This is a genomic window from Cellulomonas endophytica (assembly GCF_004123805.1).
Classification (GTDB): Bacteria; Actinomycetota; Actinomycetes; order Actinomycetales; family Cellulomonadaceae; genus Cellulomonas; species Cellulomonas endophytica.
Window position 1 is genome coordinate 17,197 of sequence record NZ_RWJX01000029.1, and the last position, 24,717, is coordinate 41,913.

The 24,717-nt window shown below is 77.5% G+C and carries 14 protein-coding genes; 8 read left to right on the forward strand and 6 right to left on the reverse strand.

Annotation, left to right across the window (positions count from 1 at the left end; translation table 11 throughout):
- Window positions 1-81 precede the first annotated feature (81 nt).
- The gene (locus EJA20_RS10330) at window positions 82-879 is read left to right on the forward strand and encodes a glycosyltransferase family 2 protein (RefSeq protein WP_240675340.1); all 798 of its coding nucleotides are present in this window, start codon (window positions 82-84) and stop codon (window positions 877-879) included.
- An 8-nt stretch (window positions 880-887) separates the two neighbouring features.
- Here EJA20_RS10330 and EJA20_RS10335 read toward each other — a convergent pair whose 3' ends face one another.
- Window positions 888-3,326: a hypothetical protein gene (locus EJA20_RS10335; RefSeq protein WP_129338074.1), complete on the reverse strand. Its 2,439-nt coding sequence runs from the start codon at window positions 3,324-3,326 to the stop codon at window positions 888-890.
- Between the two features lie 300 nt (window positions 3,327-3,626).
- Between EJA20_RS10335 and pheA the strand changes: the two genes are divergently transcribed.
- Both pheA and EJA20_RS10345 read left to right on the forward strand, forming a co-directional pair.
- Complete coding sequence (gene pheA, locus EJA20_RS10340) at window positions 3,627-4,598, forward strand: prephenate dehydratase (RefSeq protein ID WP_129338075.1); 972 nt, start codon at window positions 3,627-3,629, stop codon at window positions 4,596-4,598.
- A gap of 137 nt (window positions 4,599-4,735) precedes the next feature.
- Complete coding sequence (locus tag EJA20_RS10345; protein WP_129338076.1) at window positions 4,736-5,980, forward strand: hypothetical protein; 1,245 nt, start codon at window positions 4,736-4,738, stop codon at window positions 5,978-5,980.
- A gap of 22 nt (window positions 5,981-6,002) precedes the next feature.
- Here EJA20_RS10345 and EJA20_RS10350 read toward each other — a convergent pair whose 3' ends face one another.
- On the reverse strand, window positions 6,003-8,294 hold the full coding sequence (locus tag EJA20_RS10350) for a putative bifunctional diguanylate cyclase/phosphodiesterase (protein ID WP_129338077.1): 2,292 nt from the start codon (window positions 8,292-8,294) through the stop codon (window positions 6,003-6,005).
- A 250-nt stretch (window positions 8,295-8,544) separates the two neighbouring features.
- Here EJA20_RS10350 and EJA20_RS10355 point away from each other — a divergent pair, with 250 nt between their 5' ends.
- Complete coding sequence (locus EJA20_RS10355; protein ID WP_129338078.1) at window positions 8,545-8,931, forward strand: hypothetical protein; 387 nt, start codon at window positions 8,545-8,547, stop codon at window positions 8,929-8,931.
- Window positions 8,932-9,033: 102 nt separating this feature from the next.
- Window positions 9,034-10,371 (forward strand): NADP-specific glutamate dehydrogenase, encoded by a 1,338-nt coding sequence (gene gdhA, locus EJA20_RS10360; protein WP_129338079.1) that lies wholly within the window; start codon window positions 9,034-9,036, stop codon window positions 10,369-10,371.
- On the opposite strand, the gene EJA20_RS10365 is transcribed toward gdhA, so the two are convergent.
- The gene (locus EJA20_RS10365; protein WP_129338080.1) at window positions 10,364-10,879 is read right to left on the reverse strand and encodes a GNAT family N-acetyltransferase; all 516 of its coding nucleotides are present in this window, start codon (window positions 10,877-10,879) and stop codon (window positions 10,364-10,366) included. The genes gdhA and EJA20_RS10365 overlap by 8 nt on opposite strands.
- 336 nt (window positions 10,880-11,215) lie before the next feature.
- Here EJA20_RS10365 and EJA20_RS10370 point away from each other — a divergent pair, with 336 nt between their 5' ends.
- From EJA20_RS10370 to EJA20_RS10380, 3 genes are all read left to right on the forward strand, one after another.
- Window positions 11,216-20,497, forward strand: coding sequence for a pectinesterase family protein (locus tag EJA20_RS10370; RefSeq protein WP_164983931.1), 9,282 nt, complete (start codon window positions 11,216-11,218; stop codon window positions 20,495-20,497).
- Between the two features lie 205 nt (window positions 20,498-20,702).
- Entirely contained in the window at window positions 20,703-21,338 is a 636-nt protein-coding gene (locus tag EJA20_RS10375; protein WP_129338082.1) for a ClpP family protease, read from the forward strand.
- Window positions 21,335-21,952 (forward strand): ClpP family protease, encoded by a 618-nt coding sequence (locus EJA20_RS10380; RefSeq protein WP_129338083.1) that lies wholly within the window; start codon window positions 21,335-21,337, stop codon window positions 21,950-21,952. The genes EJA20_RS10375 and EJA20_RS10380 overlap by 4 nt, the downstream gene beginning before the upstream one ends.
- A 52-nt stretch (window positions 21,953-22,004) precedes the next feature.
- Here the strand turns inward: EJA20_RS10380 and EJA20_RS10385 are convergent, their stop codons facing one another.
- The 3 genes from EJA20_RS10385 to EJA20_RS10395 form a co-directional block, all read right to left on the reverse strand.
- Window positions 22,005-22,439: a helix-turn-helix domain-containing protein gene (locus EJA20_RS10385; RefSeq protein ID WP_129338084.1), complete on the reverse strand. Its 435-nt coding sequence runs from the start codon at window positions 22,437-22,439 to the stop codon at window positions 22,005-22,007.
- 62 nt (window positions 22,440-22,501) lie between these two features.
- Entirely contained in the window at window positions 22,502-23,266 is a 765-nt protein-coding gene (locus EJA20_RS10390; protein ID WP_240675338.1) for a phosphatase PAP2 family protein, read from the reverse strand.
- 86 nt (window positions 23,267-23,352) lie between these two features.
- Window positions 23,353-24,663: a diacylglycerol/lipid kinase family protein gene (locus tag EJA20_RS10395; protein ID WP_129338085.1), complete on the reverse strand. Its 1,311-nt coding sequence runs from the start codon at window positions 24,661-24,663 to the stop codon at window positions 23,353-23,355.
- Between the last annotated feature and the right edge of the window lie 54 nt (window positions 24,664-24,717).

The window sequence follows — 24,717 nt, forward strand, 5'->3', positions numbered from 1 at the left end:
GTCGCGGCCCCCGGGCCCGCAGGTGCGCCCGCGGACCCCGCCGCGACGGCCGAGGCGGTCGCCGGGACGGCGGCCGCGGACGTGCGGCACCGGCCCGTCGCGCACCGCGAGCACCTGCGCCGCCGCCGCGTCGCCGTGGTGGTCCCCGCCAAGGACGAGGCGCGCCGCATCGCCGCCACCGTCCGCTCGGCCCGCGCGATCCCGAACGTCGACCTCGTGCTCGTCGTCGACGACGGCTCCGTCGACGACACCCAGCACGTGGCCCGCGAGGCGGGGGCCGTCGTCGTGCGGCACTCGCACAACCGCGGCAAGGCCGCCGCGATGGAGACCGGTGCCGCGGTCGTGGCGATGCGCGACCTGCCCGACCGCCCCCCGCGCGACCTGCTCTTCATCGACGGCGACCTCGCCGACACGGCGGTCGCCACGGCGCCGCTCGTCGGCCCGGTGCTCGCCGGCGAGGCCGACGTGACGATCGCCGTGCTGCCGCGGCAGGCCGGTGCGGGGGGCCGCGGGTTCGTCGTCGGCGCCGCGCGCCGGGCGATCGTCGCGCTCACGGGCTGGACGCCGAGCCAGCCCCTGTCGGGCATGCGCTGCCTCACCCGCGAGGCGTTCGAGGCCGCCACGCCGCTCGCCCGCGGCTGGGGCGTCGAGGTCGGCATGACCATCGACCTGCTGCGCCAGGGCTTCCGGGTCCTCGAGGTCCCCTGCGAGCTGCGGCACCGCCCCTCGGGCAACGACCTCAAGGGCCAGCTCCACCGCGCGGCCCAGTACCGCGACGTCCAGATCGCCGTGGCGGCCCGGCGCCTGCGCTCGGCGGCGGGTCTGCCCGCGCGTCGCTCCGGTCGGCCGGCCCAGCGCACGGAGGCCGACGAGGCCTGAGGCGGCCGCTAGGTCGTCGCCGCCGGCCGCGTCGTCGGGACCGCCGGGGGGCCGCCGTCGGCGTCCCGGCCGACACCCCCGGCGGGCGCGAGCCCCGCGCCGCGGGACGTGCCCGGCAGGTGGAGCTGCGCCGTCGCGCTGACCAGCGCCGGGACGGCGAGCGCGATGCCCGTGGCGGGCACGATGATCCCGGAGTCGTTCACGAGGAAGCCGACGGCCAGGCCGAGCCCGCCCGCCACGAGCCCGGCGCGCACGAGGGGCACCTCGTGCTCGAGGTCGGCCGCTTCCCGCGCGCGGTCGCCGGCGTGCCGGCGTGCGGCGCGGGCGAGCACCCACAGCAGCGCGACGCCGGCGACCGCGGGCACGAGGTAGCGCCAGGTCGTGAGGATGCCGAGGTTCGCGTCGAGCTTGCGCACGAGGACCGGTCCCAGGCCGCCGTCGAGCACGGTCGCGACGAAGCGCCCGAGGTGGGTGCGCTCGCCGGCGGGACGCAGCCAGTCGAGGACCGCCAGGCCGGTCGCGACCGCGCCGCCGACCGCCACGACGAGCGCGACGACGCCCCAGCGCACGCGCCGGCCGGTCGTCGCCAGGGCGAGGTAGGCGAAGGACAGCAGGAGCGCGGGCGGGCCGCCGAAGTCGCTGCCGAGCCCGGGCGTGCCGTCGACGACGACGAGCACGACCCCCAGCCCGGCGACGGCCAGCAGCGCGGCCCGCCGCCGGCCGCGGCGCAGGAGGGCGTCGGCGGCGACCGTGGCGAGCACGAGGCCGCCGGCCAGGAGCAGGGCGAAGGACTGGTTGCTCATGCCGTAGAACCGGGCCGCGAGGATGCGGTGCGCGCCCATGGGCGAGTCGATGACGAGCCAGGAGCCCGTGCACGCGTCGACGACGAGCGTGAGCACGGTGACGCCGGCGACGACCGCGGCCGGGCCGAGGACGTGCCGCCGCCAGGGACCGAGCAGCGCCACGGCGGCGACGAGCGTCGACAGGGCGAGCACCGTCCCCCAGAACGCCGCGCCGACCGCGTCGGCCCGCCACCACGGCACGAGGCCGGCGAGGAACCCGGCGACGGGCCAGGCGGCCAGGACGACGCCGGCGACCCGCAGGACGTGCAGGACGCGCCGCAGGGGCCCCTCCTGCCGTTCACGGGGCTGGGTGAGGACGAGCGCCGCGGCGACGAAGAGCGCCACCTGCAGCAGCACGAGCACGGTGGAGAAGCCCCCGCTGACGCGCCTAACGCCGTCGGCCTCGGCGGCCACGTCGACGAGGCGCGCCACCCGGGCGTCCGCGTCGGCCGGTCCCGGGGCGGCGCGGACCGGCGCGCCGGTGAGGGCGGCGTCGTCCGCCGGCAGGCCGAGGGCGGCGAGCACGCTGGGGGCGACGTCGACCGTCTGCACGAGCCCGCGCTGCTGCGTCGAGCCCGTCGTGAGCAGCCCCGGCCCCGCCCAGGGCGTGCCGGCCGGGCCCGTGGCGGCCGCGAGCTGCAGCTCCGCGCGGCCCGAGTCGGCGAGGGACACGACGAGGAGCTGCGCGCCGGCCGCCTGCGCCGCCGTCACCGCGGCCCGGACCCGCTCGTCGACGGCCGCCAGCTGCTGCTCGCGCGGGGCGAACACCGTGCCCTCCCGGTCCCGCACGCCGCCGGCGTCGAGCACGACGAGGTCCGAGGTCGTCAGCGCCCCCTCGACCGCTGCGGCCAGGCCCGAGGCGCTCCCCGGCAGCGGCCCCCAGGCGCCGACGGGCTCGCCCGGGGCGTCCGCCAGGGCGACCGCCGCACCCGGCCCGAAGCCGGTGACGACCGCTCCGCCCGCGCGCAGGGCCTCGCCGAGGAGCCCGGGCCGTGCGTCGTAGGGCTGGTCGGCGACCGCCGCGAGGTAGTCCGACCACCCGGGGACGGGCCCGGCCGTGCCCGGGGCGCCCGCGGGGGCGTCGAGCACCTCGGGGCCCTGGAGCACCCGGCAGCGGTCGGGGACGGTGCCGTCGGGCGCGGGCGTGGCCAGGACCTCCTCGGGCACGTGGGCGTCGCCCGTGCGCTCGTCGGGTGCGGCGTCGCCGGCGCGGGCCCCGGCGGAGACCGCGAGCCACCCGTCGGCGGGGCACGACGTGGTGCTCACCCCGCGGGCGGCGACGTCGGCGAGGCGCGCCGTGCGGCCGAGGAGGTGGAGGCCCGGGGTCGTGCCCGGGGTGACGTCCTCCCACCGCACGCCGGTGATCCCGACGAGGAGCACGGGCGCCGCGCCGGGGTCGACCGCGGCGGGTGCAGGACCCGTCGTCGTGCCCGTCGTCGTGCCCGTCGTCGTGCGGAGCGCGGCACCCCACGCCGCCCCGGGGGGCGGGCCGGGCACCAGGGCGGGGAGCAGCACCGCGAGCGCGGTGAGGGCGGCCAGCCCGAGCGCGGCGACCGCCCCGCGGGCGGCGCCGGGAGGACGCCGGGGGGTCGGGACGGAGCGCACGCGGCCAGGTTACGGGGCGCCCCCGACGCGGGCCGGGACCGCGCGCGGGGCCCCCGGCCCCTCCCCGGCGTCTCCGCGCCGCCCGCGCGCCGCCCTCACGGGTCGTGCACAACCCTGCCGTGCCACCGCGCCCCCACCCGACGTCGCCCCCGCTCGACGTCACGCCTCCCGGACCCGACCCGCCCCGGTGTCCGCCCCGGTCGGTACGCTCGCGGGGCCGCCGCGCCGCCCGCGCCGCACGGCCCGTCGCCCTCACCGCCCCTCGCCGCCCCTCACCGCCCCTCGCCGACCGGAGCCCCCATGCCGCCCGCCGCCCCCGCGCTCCGCTACGCCTACCTGGGGCCGGCGGGGACGTTCACGGAGGCGGCGCTGCAGCAGGTCGCCGAGCCCGGTGCGGTGCTGCTGCCCCAGACGGACGTCGGCAGCGCGATCGCCGCGGTCCGCGCGGGCGGGGCCGACCGCGCGGTCGTGGCCATCGAGTCGACCGCCGAGGGCGGGGTCACCGCGACCCTCGACGCGCTCGCCGCCGGCGACCCGCTCGTCATCCTGCGCGAGATGCTCGTCCCGGTGCAGTTCACGCTCGCGGCCCGCGCGGGCACCGCCCTCGGCGACGTCCGCCGCGTCAGCGCCCACCCCCACGCCTGGGTCCAGTGCCGGCGGTGGCTCGCCACCCACCTGCCCGGCGCCCAGCACGTCCCCGCCACCTCGAACACCGCGCCCGCCGCCCTGCTCGCCGAGGAGGCACGCGCCCCGGAGGCGACGCGCCTGGCCTTCGACGCCGCGCTCGTCCCCCCGGCGGCGGTCGAGACCTACGGGCTCGTCCCGCTGGCGGGGGACGTCGCCGACAACCCGTCCGCGGTGACCCGGTTCGTGCTCGTCGGGCCGCCGGGGGCGGTGCCGCCGCCGACGGGCGCGGACAAGACGACCCTCGTCGTGCACCTGCCGGACAACGAGGCCGGCGCGCTGCTGGCGATGCTCGAGCAGTTCGCGGTGCGCGGCGTGAACCTCTCGCGGATCGAGTCGCGGCCCATCGGCGACGCCCTCGGCCGGTACTCCTTCTCGATCGACGCGGAGGGGCACCTGACGGACGAGCGCGTGGGCGAGGCCCTCATGGGGCTGCACCGCCGCTGCCCCTACGTGCGCTTCCTGGGCTCCTACCCGCGCGCCGACGCGCTCGCGCCCACGGTGCACACCGGCACCTCCGACGAGGACTTCGTCACCGCACGCGCCTGGCTCCGCCTCCTGCGCGCGGGCGGCACGCCGCCGGCCTGAGCCCCCCGCCCGGAGCTCGCACCGCCGCGTGCGGGGGCCGGAGCGCGCCCTACGCCTGTCAGCCCGCTGAGGGCGGGTGGGCCGCGACGGCCGCCCTCGCCGCGCGGGGGCGCCGACCCTCTGCCTAGCGTCCTCGCGTGACCGCGCTGACCAGCCCGTCCGTGCGGGCGTCACCGGCCACCGCGGTCGCCGCGCGCCCCGCCCGGGCCGTCGGCGCGCCCCCGTCGCGCCGCGACCTGCGCCGCACGACCCTCGTCCTGCTCGCGCTCTACGTGGCGGCGCGGGTGTGGAGCACGACGCTGCTCGCGATCGGCCACCGGCTCGTCGAGCGGGGCGCGCTGCCCACGACCGGCGTCGACGGCGGCCCCGGGCTCGTGGGCTTCCTCACCTCGTGGGACGGGCAGTACTACGCGCAGATCGCCGCGGAGGGCTACCCGCGCGAGCTCCCCCGCGACGGCGACGGCGAGGTCGCGAAGAACGCCTGGGCGTTCATGCCGGTCTTCCCGCTGCTGCTGCGCGGGCTCGCGGCGGTGACGGGGCTCGGGGTCGACGTCCTCGGGGTGGCGGTGGCCCTCGTCGCCGGGGCCGGTGCCACGGTCGCGCTGCACCGCCTCGTGCTGGAGCGCGGCGACGAGCGCGCGGCCTTCGGCGCGGCGGTGCTGCTCGCCTGGGGCCCGATGTCGTTCCTCCTCGGCGTCGCGTACGCCGAGAGCCTGTTCCTGCTGCTGCTCCTGCTGGCCCTGCGCGCGCTGCTGCGGGGTCGCCTCGGGCTCGTCGCGCTGCTCGGCGTCGTCGCGGCGTTCACGCGCCCCGGGGCCCTCGCCCTGCCGGCGGCCGTCGCCCTCCTGCACCTCCTGCGGCTGCGGCGCGGGGAGCGGCCCCCCGCCCGCGAGCACCGGGCGGTCGTCGCGACGGTGCTCGTCGTCGGGGTCGCCGGGGCGGCGTGGCCCCTCGTCGTGACCGCCGTGACGGGGGTGCCGGAGGCCTACTTCGCGACGGAGACGGCCTGGTGGAAGGAGTACACCGGCGAGGCGGGCTTCGTGCCCTTCACCCCCTGGTTCCGGATGGCCGGCGCGTTCCTCGGGCCCGTGCCGGGCCCCCTCGTCGTGGCGGCGCTCCTGGCGGTGCTGGCCGTCGCGCTCGTGCGCCGGGCCCGCGAGCAGGACCGCGAGACGTCGGTGTGGACCGCGGCGTACCTGGCCTACCTCGTCGCGGTCTTCCTGCCGCAGCAGAGCACGCTGCGCCTGCTGCTGCCGCTCGCCCCGCTCCTGGGGGAGCCCTGGCTGCACCGCACGCGCCGGCGGTGCCGGCTCGTCCTCGCGGGCTGCGTCCTGCTCCAGCCGGCCCTGGTGCTGGGGCTGTGGGTGGTCGTCCCGCCGTGACGCGCGGTGCGGTCGCGGACCCTCAGCGCGTCCGCGGCTCGACGAGGCGCGCGGCCGGGAGGGGCCCCGGGACCAGCGGCGTGCGCACCGGCGGCAGGGACCGTGCGGGCAGCGGGCGGGCGAGGAGGAACCCCTGCGCCAGGTCGCACCCGGCCTCGCGGAGCGCGACGAGCTGCTCCGGCGTCTCCACGCCCTCGGCGACGACGGCCAGCCCGAACGCATGGGCGGCGTGCACGACGAGCGCGACGAGCGCCCCCGCGGCCGGCTCCGCCGCGGGCGCGACGAGGCTGCGGTCGATCTTCAGGGTCGTGGCGGGCAGGTGCTGGAGCTGCCCGATCGAGGTGTACCCCGTGCCGAAGTCGTCGATGCTCACGGGGACGCCGAGGTGCCGCAGCGCCCGCAGGTGCTCGTGCGCGACGGGGTGGTCGAGGAGCACGGTCTCGGTGATCTCGAGCGTGAGCAGCGCCGGCGGCACGTCCTCGGCGGCCAGGGCGCCGACCACGTCCGCCACGACGGTGTCGGACATGAGGTGCCGGGCGGAGATGTTCACCGCCACGCCGTGCGGCGGCGCCTCGCCGGCCGCGCGCCAGGCCGCCAGCTGCCGGGCGGCGGTGCGCAGCACCCACCGGCCGAGGTCGCACACGAGGTCGCCCCGCTCGGCGGCCGTGATGAAGACGCCCGGCGGCACGGACCCGACGCCGGGCCGGTCCCAGCGCGCGAGCGCCTCGTAGCTCACCGTCACCCCGGTGCGCAGGTCCACCACGGGCTGGTAGTGGAGCGCGAACTCCCCCCGCCGCAGGCCGGCGCGGATGGCGGCCTCGAGGTCGGCGCGCTCGGCCAGGGTGGCGCGCAGCGCGTCGTCGAAGACCTCCAGCCGCCCGCGGCCGTCGGCCTTCGCGCGCTGCGCCGCCGCGTCGGCCTCGCGGAGCAGGCGGTCGGCGTCGAGGTCGCCGTCGCGGGACAGGGCGACGCCCACGGAGGCGCTGACGACGAGCGGGGCGCCGCCGACCGCGACGGGGGTGCGCACGGCCGCCAGCACCCGGTGGGCGACCTCGAGCACCGCCGCCTCGGACCCGGGGGCCTCGAGCAGGACGACGAGCACGTCCCCGCCGACCCGTCCCACCGTGTCGCCCGTGCGCACGGCGGCGCGCAGGCGCTCGGCGGTCGCGGCGAGGACGAGGTCGCCGACGGCGTGCCCGTGCGCGTCGTTCACCGCCTTGAAGTGGTCGAGGTCGACGAGCAGCAGGCCGACGAGGGACCCGGACCGGCGGGCGCGGTGCAGGGCCGCCTCCACGGTCTGCAGGGTGCGGGCCCGGGTGGCCGCCCCGGTGAGGTGGTCGTGGCTGGCCTGGTGGGCGAGGTCGTCCTGGAGGGCGGTCCGGGCGCGGGCGGAGGCCTGCGCGTCCCCCACGGCCAGGGACATCCGCGTGAGGGCCAGGCCGACGAGCACGACGGAGGCGACCTGGAGGAGCCGGTGGTCGGCGGCGGGCACCGGGGTGGCGCCCCGGACGAGCTCGACGACCGGGACGGTGAGCACCGCGACCGCGACCCCGAGGGCACGCCGCCCGGTGAACGGCGCCCGCCCGGGGCCCGGTGCGCCGAGCAGGGCGGCGGACGGCAGCGTGGCGGCCCCGGCGACGAGCAGCCCGGCCAGGAGCCACAGGGCCGTGACCCACCGCGGCGGGCCGCCGGGCGCGAGCCGGTGCAGGGTCTCCATCAGGTGCGCCACGAGCAGCAGACCCGCGCCCGACACGAGCCAGCGGGACGCCGCCCCCCGGGGCCCGGCGCTGCCGGAGAAGGCGGCGAGCACCCCGAGCAGCACCGCGTCGCCGGCCGTGTAGGCGCCCGCGAGGAGGCGCACCGCGGCGGCGGCCCCGTCCAGCGCCGGCTCGACGACGACCACCCAGGACAGCAGGCCGACGGCGACCGCGACGACGGCCCCGTCGACCCAGCCGGCCCAGTCCCGCAGCGCGCGCCGGGACCGCAGGATGACCGCCGCGGCGGCCGCCATGGCGGCGTACGTGGCGAGGCAGAACGCGTCGGCGGTCGTGGGGCCCGCGGGCGGCCCGCCCGGCCCGAGCCGCTGCGCCAGCCCGAGCGCGTGGCCCACGACGAGCAGCGCCAGGCCGGCGGCGGCGAGGTACCAGGCCCGGGCCGCCTGCGTGGCGCGCCCGGCCGTGGCGACCACGACGGTGGCGGCCAGCAGCAGGCCCGTCACCGCGAAGAGCGCCGTCCCCGCCGGCCCCGGGGGCGCGGCGGCCCACAGCACGGCGGCGACGAGCGCGGCCGGGAGCAGGTGGGGTCGGTGGGGCACCTGCGACCCTTCGGCCGCTCCGGGCCCGGGGTGAGGGGACGGGCCGTCGCGGGCCCCGGGTCCACCCGGACGCCACCCGCACGTCACCCGGGCCGCGCCCGGACCGCACGGTGCGGGTCGCCCGCGTGTGCGCGTCCTGTGAAGGGGGTCAAGGCCGGGCGCGGTGCCGCCCGATGGGCGGGGTGGTCCCACCGGGCCCTCCCACCACCCCTCCGGGCACCACCGTGCCCCCGCGCAAGGACAGGTCACCGTGCACCACGTCGTCGAGATCGCCGGGCTCCTCGCCTCCCTCACGGGCTTCGTCGGCGGTCTGCCGCACGCCCGCAACGTCTGGCGCAACCGCCACGACCCCGTGAAGCTCTCCGGCATCTCCGTCACGTCGCAGTGGATCAACCTGTCGGGGCAGCTCTTCTGGGCGACCTACGCCCTGGGCATCGGCTCGTTCTGGGTCGGCGCGCCGACCGTCGTGAACGGACCCGTCGCCCTGCTGACGATCGTCGTCATGGCCCGGTCGCGCCGCCGTGCGGTCCGGGCCGTCGGCGGGTTCGCGGTCCCGGCGGCGGTCGCGGGTGCCCCGCGGCTCGACGCCGTCCCCGCGCCCCGGGCACCCGTGCGCGCCGACGCCGTGCCCGCCTAGGGGCGGCCCCGGTCCCACCGTCCCCGTTCGCGTCGCGGACGCCCCTGCACCGTCCCCGCGGACCTGGTGCGATGCGGGGTCGACCCACGGACGAGGACGGGCATGGACGAGACGCTGACCCCCATCTACGAGCAGGTGCTCCGGCGCAACCCGGGCGAGCTCGAGTTCCACCAGGCCGTGCGCGAGGTGTTCGACTCGCTCGGGCCGGTGGTGCGCAAGCACCCGCACTACACGGAGGCGGCGGTGCTGCAGCGGCTCTGCGAGCCCGAGCGCCAGATCATCTTCCGGGTGCCGTGGGTGGACGACCGCGGGCAGGTGCAGATCCACCGGGGCTTCCGGGTGCAGTACAGCTCCGCGCTCGGCCCCTACAAGGGCGGCCTGCGCTTCCACCCCTCCGTGTACCTCGGCATCGTGAAGTTCCTCGGCTTCGAGCAGATCTTCAAGAACGCGCTCACCGGCATGCCGATCGGCGGCGGGAAGGGCGGGTCCGACTTCGACCCCCGCGGCCGGTCCGACGGCGAGGTCATGCGGTTCTGCCAGTCGTTCATGACCGAGCTGCACCGGCACATCGGGGAGCACACGGACGTGCCGGCCGGGGACATCGGCGTCGGCGGGCGCGAGATCGGCTACCTGTTCGGCCAGTACAAGCGCATGACGAACCGGTACGAGTCGGGGGTGCTCACCGGCAAGGGCCTGACCTGGGGCGGGTCGCTCGTGCGGACGGAGGCCACGGGCTACGGGACCGTCCTGTTCGCCGAGCGGATGCTGGGCACGCGCGGCGAGGGCCTCGACGGCCGCACCGTGGGCGTCTCGGGCGCGGGGAACGTGGCGGTCCACGCCGTGGAGAAGGCCCAGGCGCTCGGGGCACGGGTGGTGACGTTCTCCGACTCCTCGGGCTACGTCGTCGACCCCGCCGGCGTCGACCTCGAGCTGCTGCGCGACGTCAAGGTCGAGCACCGCGGCCGGGCGGAGGACTACGCCGCGCGGCGGCCCGGAGCGCGGTTCGTCGCCGGCGGCTCCGTCTGGGACGTGCCGGCGGACGTGGCGCTGCCCTGCGCCACGCAGAACGAGCTGGACGAGGCGGCCGCCCGGCGGCTGGTGGCGCACGGGGTCCGGGCCGTCGCGGAGGGCGCCAACATGCCGTGCACCCCCGGGGCGGTCGCGGTGCTGCGGGAGGCCGGCGTCCTCTTCGGCCCCGGCAAGGCGGCGAACGCGGGCGGTGTCGCCACCTCCGCGCTCGAGATGCAGCAGAACGCCTCGCGCGACTCGTGGACCTTCGAGCACACGGAGTCCCGGCTGTCCGAGATCATGACGGCGATCCACGACCGCTGCGCGGCCACGGCGGAGGAGTACGGCCGCCCCGGGGACTACGTGCTCGGCGCCAACGTCGCCGGCTTCCGGCGGGTCGCCGACGCGATGCTCGCGCAGGGGCTCACCTGACCGCCGCGGCCCCGGCGGCCCCCGCGGCCCCAGCGGCCTCGGCACCCGCCGTGGGCGCCGGCGCCGCCCGGCGCATCGGGACGTGCGGGATGCCGTCCTCGTCGTAGCGCGGGCCGCTCTCGACGAACCCGAACCGGCCGTACCAGCCCGACAGGTGCGCCTGGGCCCCGAGCACGACGTCCGCGCCGGGGTCCAGGTCGGCGCACCGCTCGAGCGCGGCGGCCATGAGGGCGGCGGCGACCCCGCGCGACCGGGCGGCGGCCGCCGTGGCGACCCGCCCGATGCGCAGGGCGCCGTCCGGGTCGTGGAGGACGCGCAGGGTCCCGAGGACGGCGCCGTCCTCCTCCGCCCAGAGCAGCTCCGCGCCGGGCTCGAGGTCGCGCCCGTCGAGCTCGGGGTAGGCGCACGCCTGCTCGACGACGAAGACGTCGACGCGCAGCCGCAGCAGCGCGTACAGGGTGGCGGGCGGCAGGTCGGCGAGGGCGGAGCGGTGCAGGGCGACGGTCACCGCGCGACGGTAGCCCGCGGGGAGCCGACCACGTTCCCCACCGCCCGGCGCGGACGCGGCGCGCGGGACCGCGCCGGGCGCGGCCGTGCACGCTCCCAGCCCTCTGTCACCCCCAGGTGTGAGCGCGGGGGTGAAAACCGGCTATCAAGTCGGGAAGCGCCCTTCCCCGGTCGGTGGAGCACCTAGTGTCCGGTTCCGCCGAATCGTCCGTCCCCTGCGCTCGCGCCCCCTGGCCCGAGCTCCCCCGGCGCCGGCTCCCCTCTCCCGTCGTGCCCTGGAGCCGTCGTGCCCTCTCGCCCCCTGCCCTCCCCCGCCGCCCCGGTCCTCCGTCGGGTCGTGGCCCTCCTGCTCGCGCCCGTCGTGCTCCTCACGACGCTCGCCCTCGGCGCCACGCCGGCGGCGGCGGCGAGCGCGCCGTCCACGCCGAGCAGCGTGACGGCGGTGTGGATGGGTCACGTCGGCACCGTCCTGAGCTGGTCGAAGGTCGGGTCCTCGGGCCTGACGGGGTACGGCGTCCACCGGCTGCCCACCGCGACGGCCGTGCCCAGCGCCGCCACCCGCGTGGCCACGCTGGGCAAGGGCACCACGAGCTGGACCGACGGCTCGACGGCCACGGCACCCGCCGGCTCGAAGGTCTACTACGCCGTGGATGCCCTGGCCGGCGCCCTCGTGTCGAAGCCGTCGAGCACCCGCACCGTCACGACGACGGACCGGACCGCCCCGGCCGCACCCTCGAGCCTGGCCGCGAAGGCCGGCGCGGCGGGCGTCGTGCTCACCTGGAAGGCGGGCACGGAGGCCGACCTCGCGGGCTTCTCCGTCCAGTCGGCGACCTCGTCGTCCGGGCCGTGGGGGGCCGCCCGCACCGTCCCCGCGGGCACCGCCCCGACGTTCACCGACACGGCCGCCGCACCCGGCGTGCGCACGTACTACCGGGTCACCGCCGTGGACCGCACGGGCAACACCTCGGGCGCCGCGACGGCGAACGCCACGCGCCCCGCTGACGGCAGCATCCCCACGCCCTCGGGCGTGCGCGCCGCGCTCTCCTCCGACAAGGCCTCGGTGGTGGTGTCCTGGACGGCGAACGCCGGCACGACGACGAAGGGCTACCTCGTCGAGCGCGCCACGAGCGCGACCGGGCCGTTCGCCGTCGTCACGGGGGCGGCGGTCACCGGCACGTCGTGGACGGACACCGCCCCTCCGCTCGCGGCCACGTCCTCCTACCGCGTCACCGCGGTCGACGCGGCCGGCCGCTCGTCCGGTGCGAGCGCGGTCGTCTCCGTCGCCGTCCCGGCGGACACGGCCGCCCCGAACGCGCCGACCTCCCCGGTCGTGAAGGTCGTCGCCGGCGTCGCCCAGGTCACCTTCAAGGCCTCCACCAGCACGGACACCGCGTCCTATCGCGTGCAGAAGCGCGTGGGGGACAAGGACGGCACGCGCACCTACCAGGACTGGCTGACGCTGCCCGCAGGCACCGTGACCTTCACCGACCCCGCCGCGACGGAGGGCACCGTCGGCTACTACCGCGTGGTCGCGGTCGACCGCGCCGGCAACGCCTCGTCGTACCTCGCCGTCACCGCGAACAACCCCATGGTGAAGCCGGGCACGCCCGCCGGGCTCAGGGCCACCGCGGGCGGCACGGTCCAGGGCGTGCGCCTGGCATGGACGGCGAACAAGGACGCGGACCTCGCGGGGTACGTGGTCTACCGGTCCGCCTCGAGCGGCGGCACGTACGTCCGCCTGACCACGGTGACCGCGGCGGCCGCCGGCACGGCGCCCTCGTTCACGGACACCAGCGCCGCGACCGGCGTCGCCCAGTACTACAGGGTGCAGGCCGTCGACCTCGTCGGGAACGTCTCGGCCCAGTCCGGCGCGGTGAGCGGCACGTCGACCACCGCCCCCGTGCCGCTCCCCGTGACGTACACGCTGCTGTTCGTCGCGCCGGACGGCGCCAACGGCGCCTTCCCGACGATCTCGGCCGCGCTCGCGACGATCCCCTCGACGAACCTCACCCCGACGAAGATCACCATCGCCCCCGGCACCTACCGGGAGTCGTTCCGCGTCGACCAGCCGAACGTCGTCCTCGCCGGCGCCACGGGCGACCCCTCCGACGTCGTCATCACCGACGACCGCGCCTCCGGCACCCCCGTGCCGGGCGGCAGCACCGACGCCGACACGGGCCTGCCGAAGACCTACGGCACCGCCGGCAGCGCCACCGTCACGGTCACGGCGGCGGACGTCACCCTCCAGGACCTGACGGTCGCGAACGCCTTCGACGAGGCCGCCCACCCGGAGATCTCCAGCAAGCAGGCCGTCGCGCTCTCGGTGACCGGCGACCGCTTCGTCGGCGCGCACGTGCGGCTGCTCGGCAACCAGGACACGCTGCTCGCCGACACGGTCCGCACCACGGCGCGCTCGCGCCAGTACTACGTGGACAGCTACGTCGAGGGCGACGTCGACTACGTCTTCGGCGGCGCCACCGCCGTGTTCGAGCGGACGACCTTCCGCTCGCTCGACCGGGGCTCGCGCTCCAACAACGGCTACATCACCGCCGCGAGCACGAACTCGGGCAGCAAGTACGGGTTCCTCATCACGGGCAGCCGCGTGGTCAGCGACGCGGCGGCCGGCACCGTGAGCCTGGGTCGCCCGTGGCACCCGGACGGCGACCCGGCCGCCCTCGGCTCCGTCGTCGTGCGCGACACCGTCCTGCCCGCGGCCGTGCGGGCCACGCCGTGGACCGACATGACGACCGCCGGCACGCTCTTCTCCTGGCGGGACGCGCGCTTCTCCGAGTACCGCAACTCCGGCCCCGGCGCCCTCGCCGGACCCGCCACCGCCGACCGGCCGCAGCTCACGGACAGCGCCGCGGCCAACGCCACGGTCGCCAGGTACCTCGCCGGCAGCGACGGCTGGGCGCCCGTGGTCGTCACCCCCGACACCGCGCCCGACGCCCCGACGGGCCTGACCCTCACGGGCGGCTTCGAGCAGGTCGCGCTGACCTGGACGGGCGTCGGCGACACCGACCTCGCCGGCTACCGCGTGTACCGCGCGGCCGGCACCGCCGTCGCCGCGACCCCGCAGGCGCTCGTCAGCGGGACCGCACCGCTGCTCGGCACCTCCTTCACCGACACGACGGCCCTCGACGGCGTCACGTACTCCTACCTCGTCACGGCGGTGGACTTCACCGGTCACGAGACCGCCGGCGCCCCCGCCACCGGCACGACCGACCCCGCACGCGCCGACCTCACCGTGGCCGCGGACGGCTCGGGCGACTTCACGACGATCGCCGCCGCCGTCGCCTCCATCCCGGCGGGCCGCACGGCGCGCACCGTCGTGTTCGTCGAGCCCGGCACCTACGCCGAGCACCTCACGATCGCGCACAGCGACGTGGTCCTCGTCGGCACCACCGGCCGCGCCCAGGACGTCGTCATCACCGGGAGCCGGGCCGCCGGCACCCCCACGGGGGGCCTGAACCCCGACGGCACCCCCGCCACCTACGGCACCTCCGGCAGCGCCACGGTGCTCGTGTCCGGCGACGACGTGGAGGTCCGCGACCTCACCATCGAGAACACGTACCGCGAGGGCACCTACGCCAACGGCCAGGCGGTCGCGCTGCGCACCACCGGCGACCGGCTCGTCTTCGACGGCGTCCGGCTGCTCGGCAACCAGGACACGCTGTACGCCAACAGCCCCAGCGCGGCGACGCGCTCGCGCGTCTACTTCCACGACTGCTGGGTCGCGGGCGACGTCGACTTCCTCTTCGGGCGCGCGACGGCCGTCCTCGACGGCTGCACGCTCGAGGTCCTCGACCACGGCACGACGCCGAACGGCTCGGTCACCGCGGCGAGCACGCAGAAGGCGCAGGCGTACGGGTTCCTCATCACCGGCAGCCGCATCATCGGGTCGGCGCCGGACGGATCGCAGAACCTCGGCCGCCCGTGGCAGCCGGGCCTGAAGCAGGACGACGACACCTCGGTCGCCGACGCGAACGCGCTCGGCCACGTCGTGGTCCGCGACTCCTGGCTCGGCCCCGTGGTCAGCACCACCGCGACGTGGACGAACATGACCAACAGCGGCACCGTCACGGACTGGCGCAGCGCCCGCTTCGCGGAGTACCGCAACAGCGGCCCCGGTGCCGCCGCGGGTGGCGAGCGGCCGCAGCTGAGCGACGCGGACGCCACCCGCCTCACGGCCCGCGACTTCCTCGCCGGCACCGACGGGTGGGACCCGGTGGCCCCCGCGGCCGCCGACGTCGCGCCCGCCGCCGTCACCGGCCTCGCCGTGTCCGGCGACGACGCCCGCGCCATCCTCACGTGGGAGGACGCACCCGAGGTCGACGTCGTCGCCTACCGCGTCTACCGCGCGGCCGGCGCCTCATCCCTCGAGGTGCCCGTCGACGAGCACAACCTCGTCGGGACCGTCGAGAAGGCGGCCTTCACCGACACGGGGCTGACCAACGGCACCTCCTACGCCTACGTCGTCGTCGCGGTGGACGCCGCCGGCCACGTCGCCCGGGCCTCGGGCGCCGTCACGGTGGTCCCCGGCGCGAAGCCGCTGGTGCCGGACGTCGTCGTGGCCGCGGACGGCTCGGGCGACGCCACGTCGCTCGTCGCTGCGCTCGCCGCGGCCCCGGCCGGCACCGCGTCCGACCCGACGGTCGTCCTCGTCCGCCCCGGCACGTACCGCGAGGTCGTGCAGGTGTCCAAGCCGTGGACGACGATCGTCGGTGCCACCGGGCGGGCGGAGGACGTCGTGCTGACGTTCGACAACGCCAACGGCACGCCCCGCTCCGCCACCACCTGCCCGGCGGTCGCCACCGCCACCTGCGGCACGGGCGGCAGCGCGAGCGTGTGGGTGAGCGCGAGCAACGTGCGCGTCCAGGACCTGACGATCAGCAACACCTTCGACGCCGACGCGCACCCCGGGGTCTCGCCCCAGGCCGTCGCGCTGCGGGCCACCGGGGACCGCCAGGTCTACGACGGCGTGCGGGTGCTCGGCCACCAGGACACGCTCCTGGCCGACGCCGCCGGCTCCGTCACGGGTGCCTACGTCCGCCAGTACTTCGTGCGCAGCTACGTCGAGGGCGACATCGACTTCGTCTTCGGCCGGGCGACCGCCGTCTTCGACCGCACGACCATCCACGCGCTCGCGCACCGCGGCGGCACGGTCTTCGCGCCGAGCACCGCCTCGCAGAACCCGCGCGGGTACCTCGTCGTCGACAGCCGCCTCGTCAGCGACAACGAACCCGGCACCTACCACCTGGGCCGGCCGTGGCGCGGCTGGGCGGACGGCAGCCAGGGCGACGACTCGCGCGGCGCCACGACGATCGTGCGGACGTGGCTCGGCGACGGCCTCGCCACCGCCCAGCCGTGGATCGACTTCACGGGCGGCCTGGCCTGGACCGCCGGCCGGTTCGCCGAGCACGGGAACACCGGGCCCGGGGCGACCGTGAACGCGAACCGCCCGCAGCTGACCGACGCCCAGGGCGCCGCGGCGACGGCGCGGTCCTGGCTGGCCGGCACGGACGGCTGGGACCCGGTCCTGCCCGTCGCGGCCGACAGCGCCCCGGCGGCGCCCACCGGCGTGAGCGGCGGCACCGGCGACGGGACCGCCTCGCTCGTCTGGGCCGAGAGCCCGCAGGCCGACGTCGTGGGCTACCGGGTCTACCGGGCCACGGGCGCCGGTGCGACCGTGCCGGTCGACGCCGAGCACCGCGTCAGCACCGCCACGCTGACCCGGCAGGGTTTCGCGCAGGCCGGGCTGACCAACGGCACGACGTACACCTACGTCGTCACCGCGCTCGACGCCGCCGGCCAGGAGTCGCCGGCCTCGGCGGCGGTGACCGTCACCCCCGCGCTGCACGTCGACGCCACCGTGGCGGCGGACGGGGCCGGGGACCACACCACCCTGCAGGCGGCGATCGACGCCGTGCCGGCGGGCGCGGCCGCACCCCGCGTCATCGCGGTCGAGCCGGGCACGTACGTCGGCACGACGACGGTGCCGGCGGGCAAGCTCGTCACCGTGGTCGGCGCCACCGGCGACCCCGCGGACGTGGTCCTCACCAACGGGACCGCGACGCCGACCCTCACCGTGGCCGCTTCGGGCTTCACCGCCTCCGGCCTCACGCTCGAGAACACGGCTACCAGCGGGGCGGCCCCCGCCCTGTCGATGACCGGTGACAAGGTCGTGGTCCACGACGCGGTCCTGCGGGCCCGCAACCGCACGGTCTTCGCCGACACCCCGACCTACACCGCGAGCGCCCGTCAGGTGCTCGACCACGTGGAGCTCGCGGGCAACGCCGACCTCGTGCTCGGTCGCGCCACGCTGGTGATCAGCTCGAGCACCATCACCGTCGGTGCCGCGAACGGCTCCGTGCTGACGCCCAGCACGGCCGCGGACCAGAAGGGCTTCCTCCTGGTCGCCAGCACGGTCACCACGGCGCCCGGCGTCTCGGGTGCCTCCCTCGGCCGCCCCTACCGGGCCTGGGCGGACACCTACACGCCGCGGTCGGTCGGCCAGGCCGTCGTGCGCGAGACGACGATCGGTGCGGGTGTCCGCGCGGCCGCCCCGTGGGGCACCGGTCCCGCGGGCGAGCCCTGGACCCTCGGCCGGTTCGCCGAGTTCGCCACCACGGGCGCCGGTGCGGCGGTGAACGACAACCGGCCGCAGCTGAGCCCGGCGGAGTCGCTCGGCGCGACCGTGACGGCCTGGCTCGGCGAGGGCACGTGGTACCCCGCGGTGCCGACGCCGGCCACCCCGGCCGACGTCGTCGCGCCCGCCACCCCGACGGGCGTGGCGGCCTCCGGCACCGGTGGCACGCTCACCCTCACCTGGGACGCGGGCGCCGAGCCCGACCTGGCCGGCTACCGCCTGCACCGCGTCACCGGCGCGGGCGCGGGCGTGCCGCTCACGGCGGCCACCCGCGTCGGCACGCCGGCGGTTCCCCGCTTCACGGACACCGGCCTGGTCGACGGCACGGCCTACACGTACGCCGTCGTCGCGGTCGACGCCGCGGGCAACGCGTCGGCGCCGGCCACCGTGACCGCCACGCCCGCGGACCGCGTCGCGCCGGCAGCACCGGCCGACCTCCGCGCCACGGGGGCCTCCGGCCGGGTGACGGTCGCCTGGGCCGTCTCGCCCGAGCCCGACCTCGCCGGCTACCGGGTGTACCGGGCCGGCGGGTCGACCCCGCTCGTCGCCGACCTCGTCACCGCGACGTCCTGGACGGAGCTGGGCCTGGTGGACGGCACCGCCTACGAGTACGAGGTCACCGCCGTCGACGTCTTCGGCAACGAGTCGGCGCGGTCGGCCGCGGCCGGGGCGACCCCGGTCGCCGGTGACGCGGAGGCGCCCGCGGCGCCGAACGCCCTCCGGGCCGTGCTCGGCAGGGCAGCGGTCGCCCTCACCTGGGCGCCGGTCCCCGACGTCGACGTCACGGGCTACGACGTCTGGCGCTCGGGCCCCGACGGGGCGTGGACGAGGCGGACGCCCTCGTCCGTGACGGGCACGGCCTTCACGGACACCGGCGTGGTCGTCGGCACGACGTACCGGTACGTGGTCACGGCGGTGGACGGGTCGGGCAACACCTCCGACCGGTCCGCGGCGGTGGCGGCCACCCCGGTGGCGGTCGACCTCGTCGTGGCTGCCGACGGGACGGGCGACTTCCGCACCGTCCAGGCGGCGATCGACAGCCTGCCGAACAACACGAGCTTCCCGGCCCCGGGCCGCACGATCCTCGTGCAGCCCGGCACCTACACGGGCACGGTGAGCGCCGCGCTCGCGGCGGACGGCGTGACGAAGGGCAACCGGTACGGCGTCAACCTCGTGGGCGCGACGGGCGACCCGCGCGACGTCGTCCTCACCGCGAGCGGCACGGGCCAGGCCGGCACCGTCACGATCGCCGGTGACCGCTGGACCCTCACGGACCTCACGGTGGCCAACACCAACGCGACCGGCACGGGCACCTACCAGGTCGCCCTCTCGGTCACGGGCGGGGACAAGCACGTCTTCACGGACGTCCGGTTCCTCGGCGACTACCGGACGCTGAACCTCTCGACGGCGAACACCACGACCTACTCGCGCTCGTACTTCCGGGACGTGTACGTCGAGGGCGGCTCGGACATGGTCTTCGGGCGTGCCGTGGCGGTCTTCGACCGGTCGACGTTCCACGTGCTCGCGCGCGGCGGGGCGGCGGTCTTCGGCTCCACGGTCGGCGCCGGCAGCCCCTACGGCTTCCTGCTCACCGACAGCACCGTCCTCACCGACGGGGCCCCCGGGTCCGTGCACCTGTCCCGCCCCTACAACGTGACGAGCTCGCAGGTCGTCGTCCGGGACACGCAGCTCGCGGCGGGGATCAGCGCGACGCAGCCGTGGAAGGACTGGAGCGCCACCCTCACCTGGGACCAGGCCCGCTTCGCGGAGTACCGGAACACCGGGGCAGCGGCCGCGGGGACCGACGTGTCGAAGCGCCCGCAGCTCGGCGACCTCGACTCCTACCGGTACTCGCGGTGGACGTACCTCGCCGGTGCCGACGGCTGGAACCCGATCGGGGAGGCGGCCCCGGTCGTCCCGACGGATACGACCGCCCCGGCGGCCGTGACCGGCCTGGTGGCGACGCCGGGAGCCGGCACGGTGACGCTCGACTGGGCCGACGGCACGGAGGCGGACCTCGCGTCCTACACCGTGGAGCGCTCCACCACGGGGGCGGCCCCCTGGGCACGCCTGGCCACGCCGGCGGCGGGCATCTCGGTCTGGACCGACACGACCGTGGCGGTGGGGACGGCGACGACCTACCGCGTCGCCGCGGTGGACGCCGCGGGCAACGCGTCGGTGGCGGCGACCGCCACGGTCACGGTCAGCACGCCCCCGGCGACGACGCGTCCGGTCTCGGTGTTCGTCGCCGGCGACTCCACCGCGTCGGTCTACGCGGCCGACGAGGCCCCGCGGGCCGGCTGGGCCCAGGCCCTCCCGGCGTTCACGACGGGCGACGTGCGGGTCGTCGACTACGCGCAGTCCGGGGCGAGCACGAAGAGCTACCTCGCCGCCGGCCTGCTCGACCGCATCCTGCGGGAGATCAGGCCCGGGGACTACCTGCTGGTGTCCTTCGGGCACAACGACGAGAAGACCGACGACCCCAACCGGGGGACGCTCGCCTGGTCGACGTACCAGCAGAACCTCCAGCGGTTCGTCGACGGCGCGCGGCTCAAGGGTGCGACGCCGGTGCTGCTCACGCCGGTGGAGCGCCGACAGTTCAGCGGCGGGCACGCCGTGCCGACGCACGGGGAGTACCCGGCGGCGGTGCGGGCGCTGGCGCAGCAGCAGGGGGTCGCGATGATCGACCTGCAGGCCCTCAGCCTCGCGGCGTTCGAGGGGCTGGGCGTCACCGGTACCCAGGGGTGGTTCCTCCACCTCGCCGCGGGCGCGTCGCCGAACTACCCCAACGGAGTCACGGACAACACGCACTTCGGGGCCCGGGGTGCGCTCGAGCTCGCGCGGATCGTGGCGACCGCGCTGCGCGACCAGGCCGTCCTGCCCGTGGGTGGCGAGTACCTGCAGCGGCTGTCGGACACGACGATCGACCCGCTCACCGCGGTGGTCTGGCCGGCGAGCCGCCCGGTCTGACGCCCGTCCCCGCCGGACGTCGCACCGACCGCCGTCGCACCGCTGTCGGGCGCACCGCCGGCCGCGCACCGCGGAGGCCCCCGTCGCAGCACCGCCGCGACGGGGGCCCGGTCGTCCCGGCGGGCCTCCCGCCGTCCGCCCACGGCGGATCCGCCCTCGGCAGCGCGGGGGCCCGCCGCGGCGCCGCCGCGCCGAGGGTGGGCCCATGAGCGACGCACCCCGACCCCCCGCCCGCGGCCTGGACGACGAGCTGGCCGCCCGTCTGCTGCACCAGCGCATCATCGTGCTGGGCACGGAGCTCGACGAGGCCGCCGGCAACCGCCTGTGCGCCCAGCTGCTCCTGCTGTCCGCGGAGGACCCGCGGCACGACATCTCCCTGTGGATCAACTCGCCCGGCGGCTCCGTGCCGGCGATGCTCGCCATCCACGACGTCATGCGCCTGATCCCCAACGACGTGAGCACCCTGGCGATGGGCTGGGCCGCCAGCGCCGGGCAGTTCCTGCTGTCGGCGGGCACCCCCGGCAAGCGGTTCGCCCTCGAGCACTCCCGGGTCCTGCTGCACCAGGGCTCGTCGGGCATCGGCGGCTCGGCCGTCGACATCGAGCTGCAGGCGGAGGACCTGCGGCACACCCGCGACACGGTCCTCGGCCTCATCGCGGAGCACACGGGCCAGCCGCTGGCCCGGGTGACGGAGGACTCGCTGCGCGACCGCTGGTTCAGCGCGGAGGAGGCGCGGGCCTACGGCTTCGTCGACCGCGTCGTCACGGACCTCGCCAGCGTCCGGCCCGACGACCGCGCCGGCTTCGCGGCGGGGCCGCTCACCCTGGCCGGTGGCCGGTGAGCACCTACACGATCCCGTCCGTCGTCGAGAGGCGGCCCGGAGGCGGCGAGCGCGTCGTCGACGTCTTCAGCCGGCTCCTCACCGACCGCATCGTCTACCTCGGCACCCCGATCGACGACGGCGTGGCCAACGTCCTCGTCGCCCAGCTCCTGCACCTGGAGTCCGAGGACCCCGACGCCCCCATCGACCTCTACGTGAACTCCCCGGGCGGCTCCTCCAGCGCCGCCCTGGCCGTGTACGACGCCCTGCAGTACGTCCGGCCCCCGGTCGCGACGACGTGCGTCGGGCAGGCGGCGGGGCCGGCGGCGCTCCTCGTCGCCGGCGGGGAGCCCGGGCGGCGCAGCATCCTGCGGCACGCGACCGTGGTGCTGCACCAGCCCTCGGCGCAGGGGCGCGGCACGGTGCCCGACCTCATCCTCGCCGCCGACGAGGTGGCGCGGGTCCGCGACGCGCTCGAGGCCGTCCTCGCGCAGCACACGGGCAGGAGCCCCGCGACGATCCGCCGGGACACGGACCGGGACCGCGTGCTCACGGCCGAGACGGCCGTCGCGTACGGGGTCGTCGACCACGTCCTCGAGAGCCGCCCGCGGCGCCCGGCGCTCGCGGGGCGCTGACCGGCCGCACCGGCCGGGGGCGCCGACGAGGGGGCCGTCGGCGGGGCCCGCGTCAGCCCGCGAGGAGGACGGGCGCCCCGGCCGTGGGGCCGGAGAGCGTGTGCGCCACGCCGCCCGCGAGGTCGACGAGGGTGAGGCCGAGGGCGCCGGTGAGGGCGGCGAGCACGTCGGAGGAGGCCTCCTTGCGGCCGCGCTCCACCTCCGACAGGTACTGCGGGGAGACGCCGGCGCGTGCGGCCACGTCGACGAGCCGCAGCCCCGCGTCTCGACGGGCGTCGCGCAGCCGCTGCCCGATCGCCCGGCGCCAGGCCCGCCCGTCGGGCGCCGGGGCGGGCGCCGGGGCAGGCCCGGGGGCGGTGCCGCCGGGGACCGCGAACCCGGCGCGCCGGGGCGGGCCGACCGGCGTGGCGCGGGGGGTGCGCCGGGCGGCGCGGACCGTGCCCGGACGGGCGGCGAGGGGGGCGAGCGGGGTGACGGTCGCGGTCATGGCCCGACGCTAGCCACGCGGGCGCGGACGCAGGGGCCGCTCTGCCCAGGGCAGAACGGCGGTCAGCCGGCGGGCTCGGAGCCGGCGTCGTGCCCGGGGGCACCCGCGGTCATCCGCGCGGCCCGCAGGGCGCGGCGCCGGTCGACGACGACGACCACGCCGAGCACCGCGACGGCCAGCGCGAGGCCCGCCGTGACGTCCGTGAGGAAGTGGTAGCCCAGGTAGAGCCGGCTGCCGGCGACGAGCAGGATGCCGGCGCCCGTCGTCGCGACCCACAGCAGCAGCGGGCGCACGTGCGGCCGCCGGATCCACACGAGGTAGCCCAGGACGAGCAGGAACGTCGCCGTGCCGACCGTGTGCCCCGACGGGAAGGAGTAGGTGGACTCCGAGCCGGGCACGGACATCGTCGACAGGGGCGGCCGGGGCCGGGCGACGACCGCCTTGACCGTCACGGACACCAGCGTGGACAGCACCATCGCGCCGGCGAGCAGCGCCGGCTCCCACCAGCGGCGGGTGCGCACCCCCCAGGCGAGGGTCGCCACGAGCACGACGACGGGCAGCACGGTGGGCCCCGTCACGGCGGAGACGGCGGTGAGGAACGCGGTCACGGGGCCGCCGCGGGCCGCGACGAGCCACCCCAGCACCGGCCGGTCGGCCTCGGCGAGGCCGTCGCCCTCGCCGACGACGTCGAGCACCGACCCGAACGCGACCACGCCGGCGACGACGAGCACGAGGCCGAGGAGCACGGCCCCCCGCGACTCGGGCTCCCGCAGCTCGCCGCGCCGGGCCCACGTGCGCCCGGCCACGTCCACGGCCGTCGCGAGCACCCGGCGGGGGAGCGGCGCGCGCGGCCCGGTCGCGCTCGCGCCGGACCCGCCCGTGCCGGACGCGCCCCTGCCGGACCCGCCCGTGCTCACCGGCGGGCGGCCAGGGGCCGGCCGATCGACTTCTCGCCCTCCGGCGGCGCACCCTCGGCCTCCGCCGCCACGTCGCCCTCGGCGCGGTCTCGCTGGGCCTTCGCCCGCTGGCCGGCGGCGCTGTCCTCGGGCACGCGCATGACGAGCGCACCCGGGTCGACGTGGAACGTCAGCTCCGTCGCCTCGCCGACGACGTCGCCGTCGACCTGGACGGTCTCGGCGTCGGGCAGCACCACCTTCACGCGGCGCGCGCGGGCGTGGTCGATGCGGCCGATCTTGTTGGGCAGGTCGCTGCGGATGCCGACGCCCTGGAGCGCGACCTCCCCGAACAGCTGCGCCCAGCCGGCGACGCCCCCGCGGGCGTCGAGCGCCGCGAGGTCGAGCACGCCGTCGTCGAGCTCGGCGTCGGGGAGCAGGGTGATGCCGCCCGGCAGCCGCCCGCAGTTCCCGACGAGGAGCGAGCGCAGGCGCACGGGCGCGGCCTGCCCGTCGTCGATCGCCACCTCGGCGCGGATGCGCCGGCCGTGCAGGTGGCGGGCGCCGGAGACGAAGTAGGCCATCCAGCCGACCTTGGCCTTGAGGTCCTCGTCGGCGTCCCCGACCACCGCGGCGTCGAACCCGAGGCCCGCGATGACGAGGAAGATGTGGTCGCGCGGCCGGTCGGTGTCGTCGGGGAGGTCGTCGGAGGCCTCGGCGACGTCGTCGCTCACCTGCGACTCCCAGCGGTCGACGCGCAGCCGGCCGACGTCGATCGTGTGGTTGACGCCGTCGAGGGCGATGTCCAGCGCGTCGAGCGGGTCGTTCAGGGGGATGTCGAGGTTGCGGGCGAGCAGGTTGCCCGTGCCCAGCGGCATGAGGCCCATCGCGACGCCCGTCCCCGCGAGCGCCTCGGCGACGGCGCGCACGGTGCCGTCCCCGCCCACGGCGACGACGAGCTGCGCGCCCTGCTCGAGCGCCTTCTTCGCCTGGCCGACGCCGGGGTCCTCGGCCGACGTGTCGAACCACAGGGGCTCGGGCAGGTACTGCTGCGAGCACACGCGGCGCACCGCCCGGCGCAGGCCCGGCACGTTGGGCTTCGTCGGGTTCGCCACGAAGGCGACGAGGGGCCCCGTCGGCCCGGGCCCGCCGTGCACCGCGGTCGTCGGCGCCGGCGCGGCGACGGGCGGCGGCAGCTCGGGCGCGGGCCGCGACAGCCGGTCGATCTCCTTGTCGGCGCGGGCCACGCGGCCCGAGGTGCGGACCACCAGCACGATCGCGACGACGGCCAGGACCGTCGCGACGACGGCCAGCCACTCTCCCCAGGTCATGCGCGCAACCTACGCCGGGCACGGGCGCCCGGCCCCCCGGTGCGCCCCGACCGG

Coding starts and splice junctions, on each gene's coding strand:
- EJA20_RS10375 (WP_129338082.1), top strand. CDS start 20,703: ATGAGCGACGCACCCCGACCCCCCGCCCGCGGCCTGGACGACGAGCTG.
- gdhA (WP_129338079.1), top strand. CDS start 9,034: ATGGACGAGACGCTGACCCCCATCTACGAGCAGGTGCTCCGGCGCAAC.
- pheA (WP_129338075.1), top strand. CDS start 3,627: ATGCCGCCCGCCGCCCCCGCGCTCCGCTACGCCTACCTGGGGCCGGCG.
- EJA20_RS10385 (WP_129338084.1), bottom strand. CDS start 22,439: ATGACCGCGACCGTCACCCCGCTCGCCCCCCTCGCCGCCCGTCCGGGC.
- EJA20_RS10395 (WP_129338085.1), bottom strand. CDS start 24,663: ATGACCTGGGGAGAGTGGCTGGCCGTCGTCGCGACGGTCCTGGCCGTC.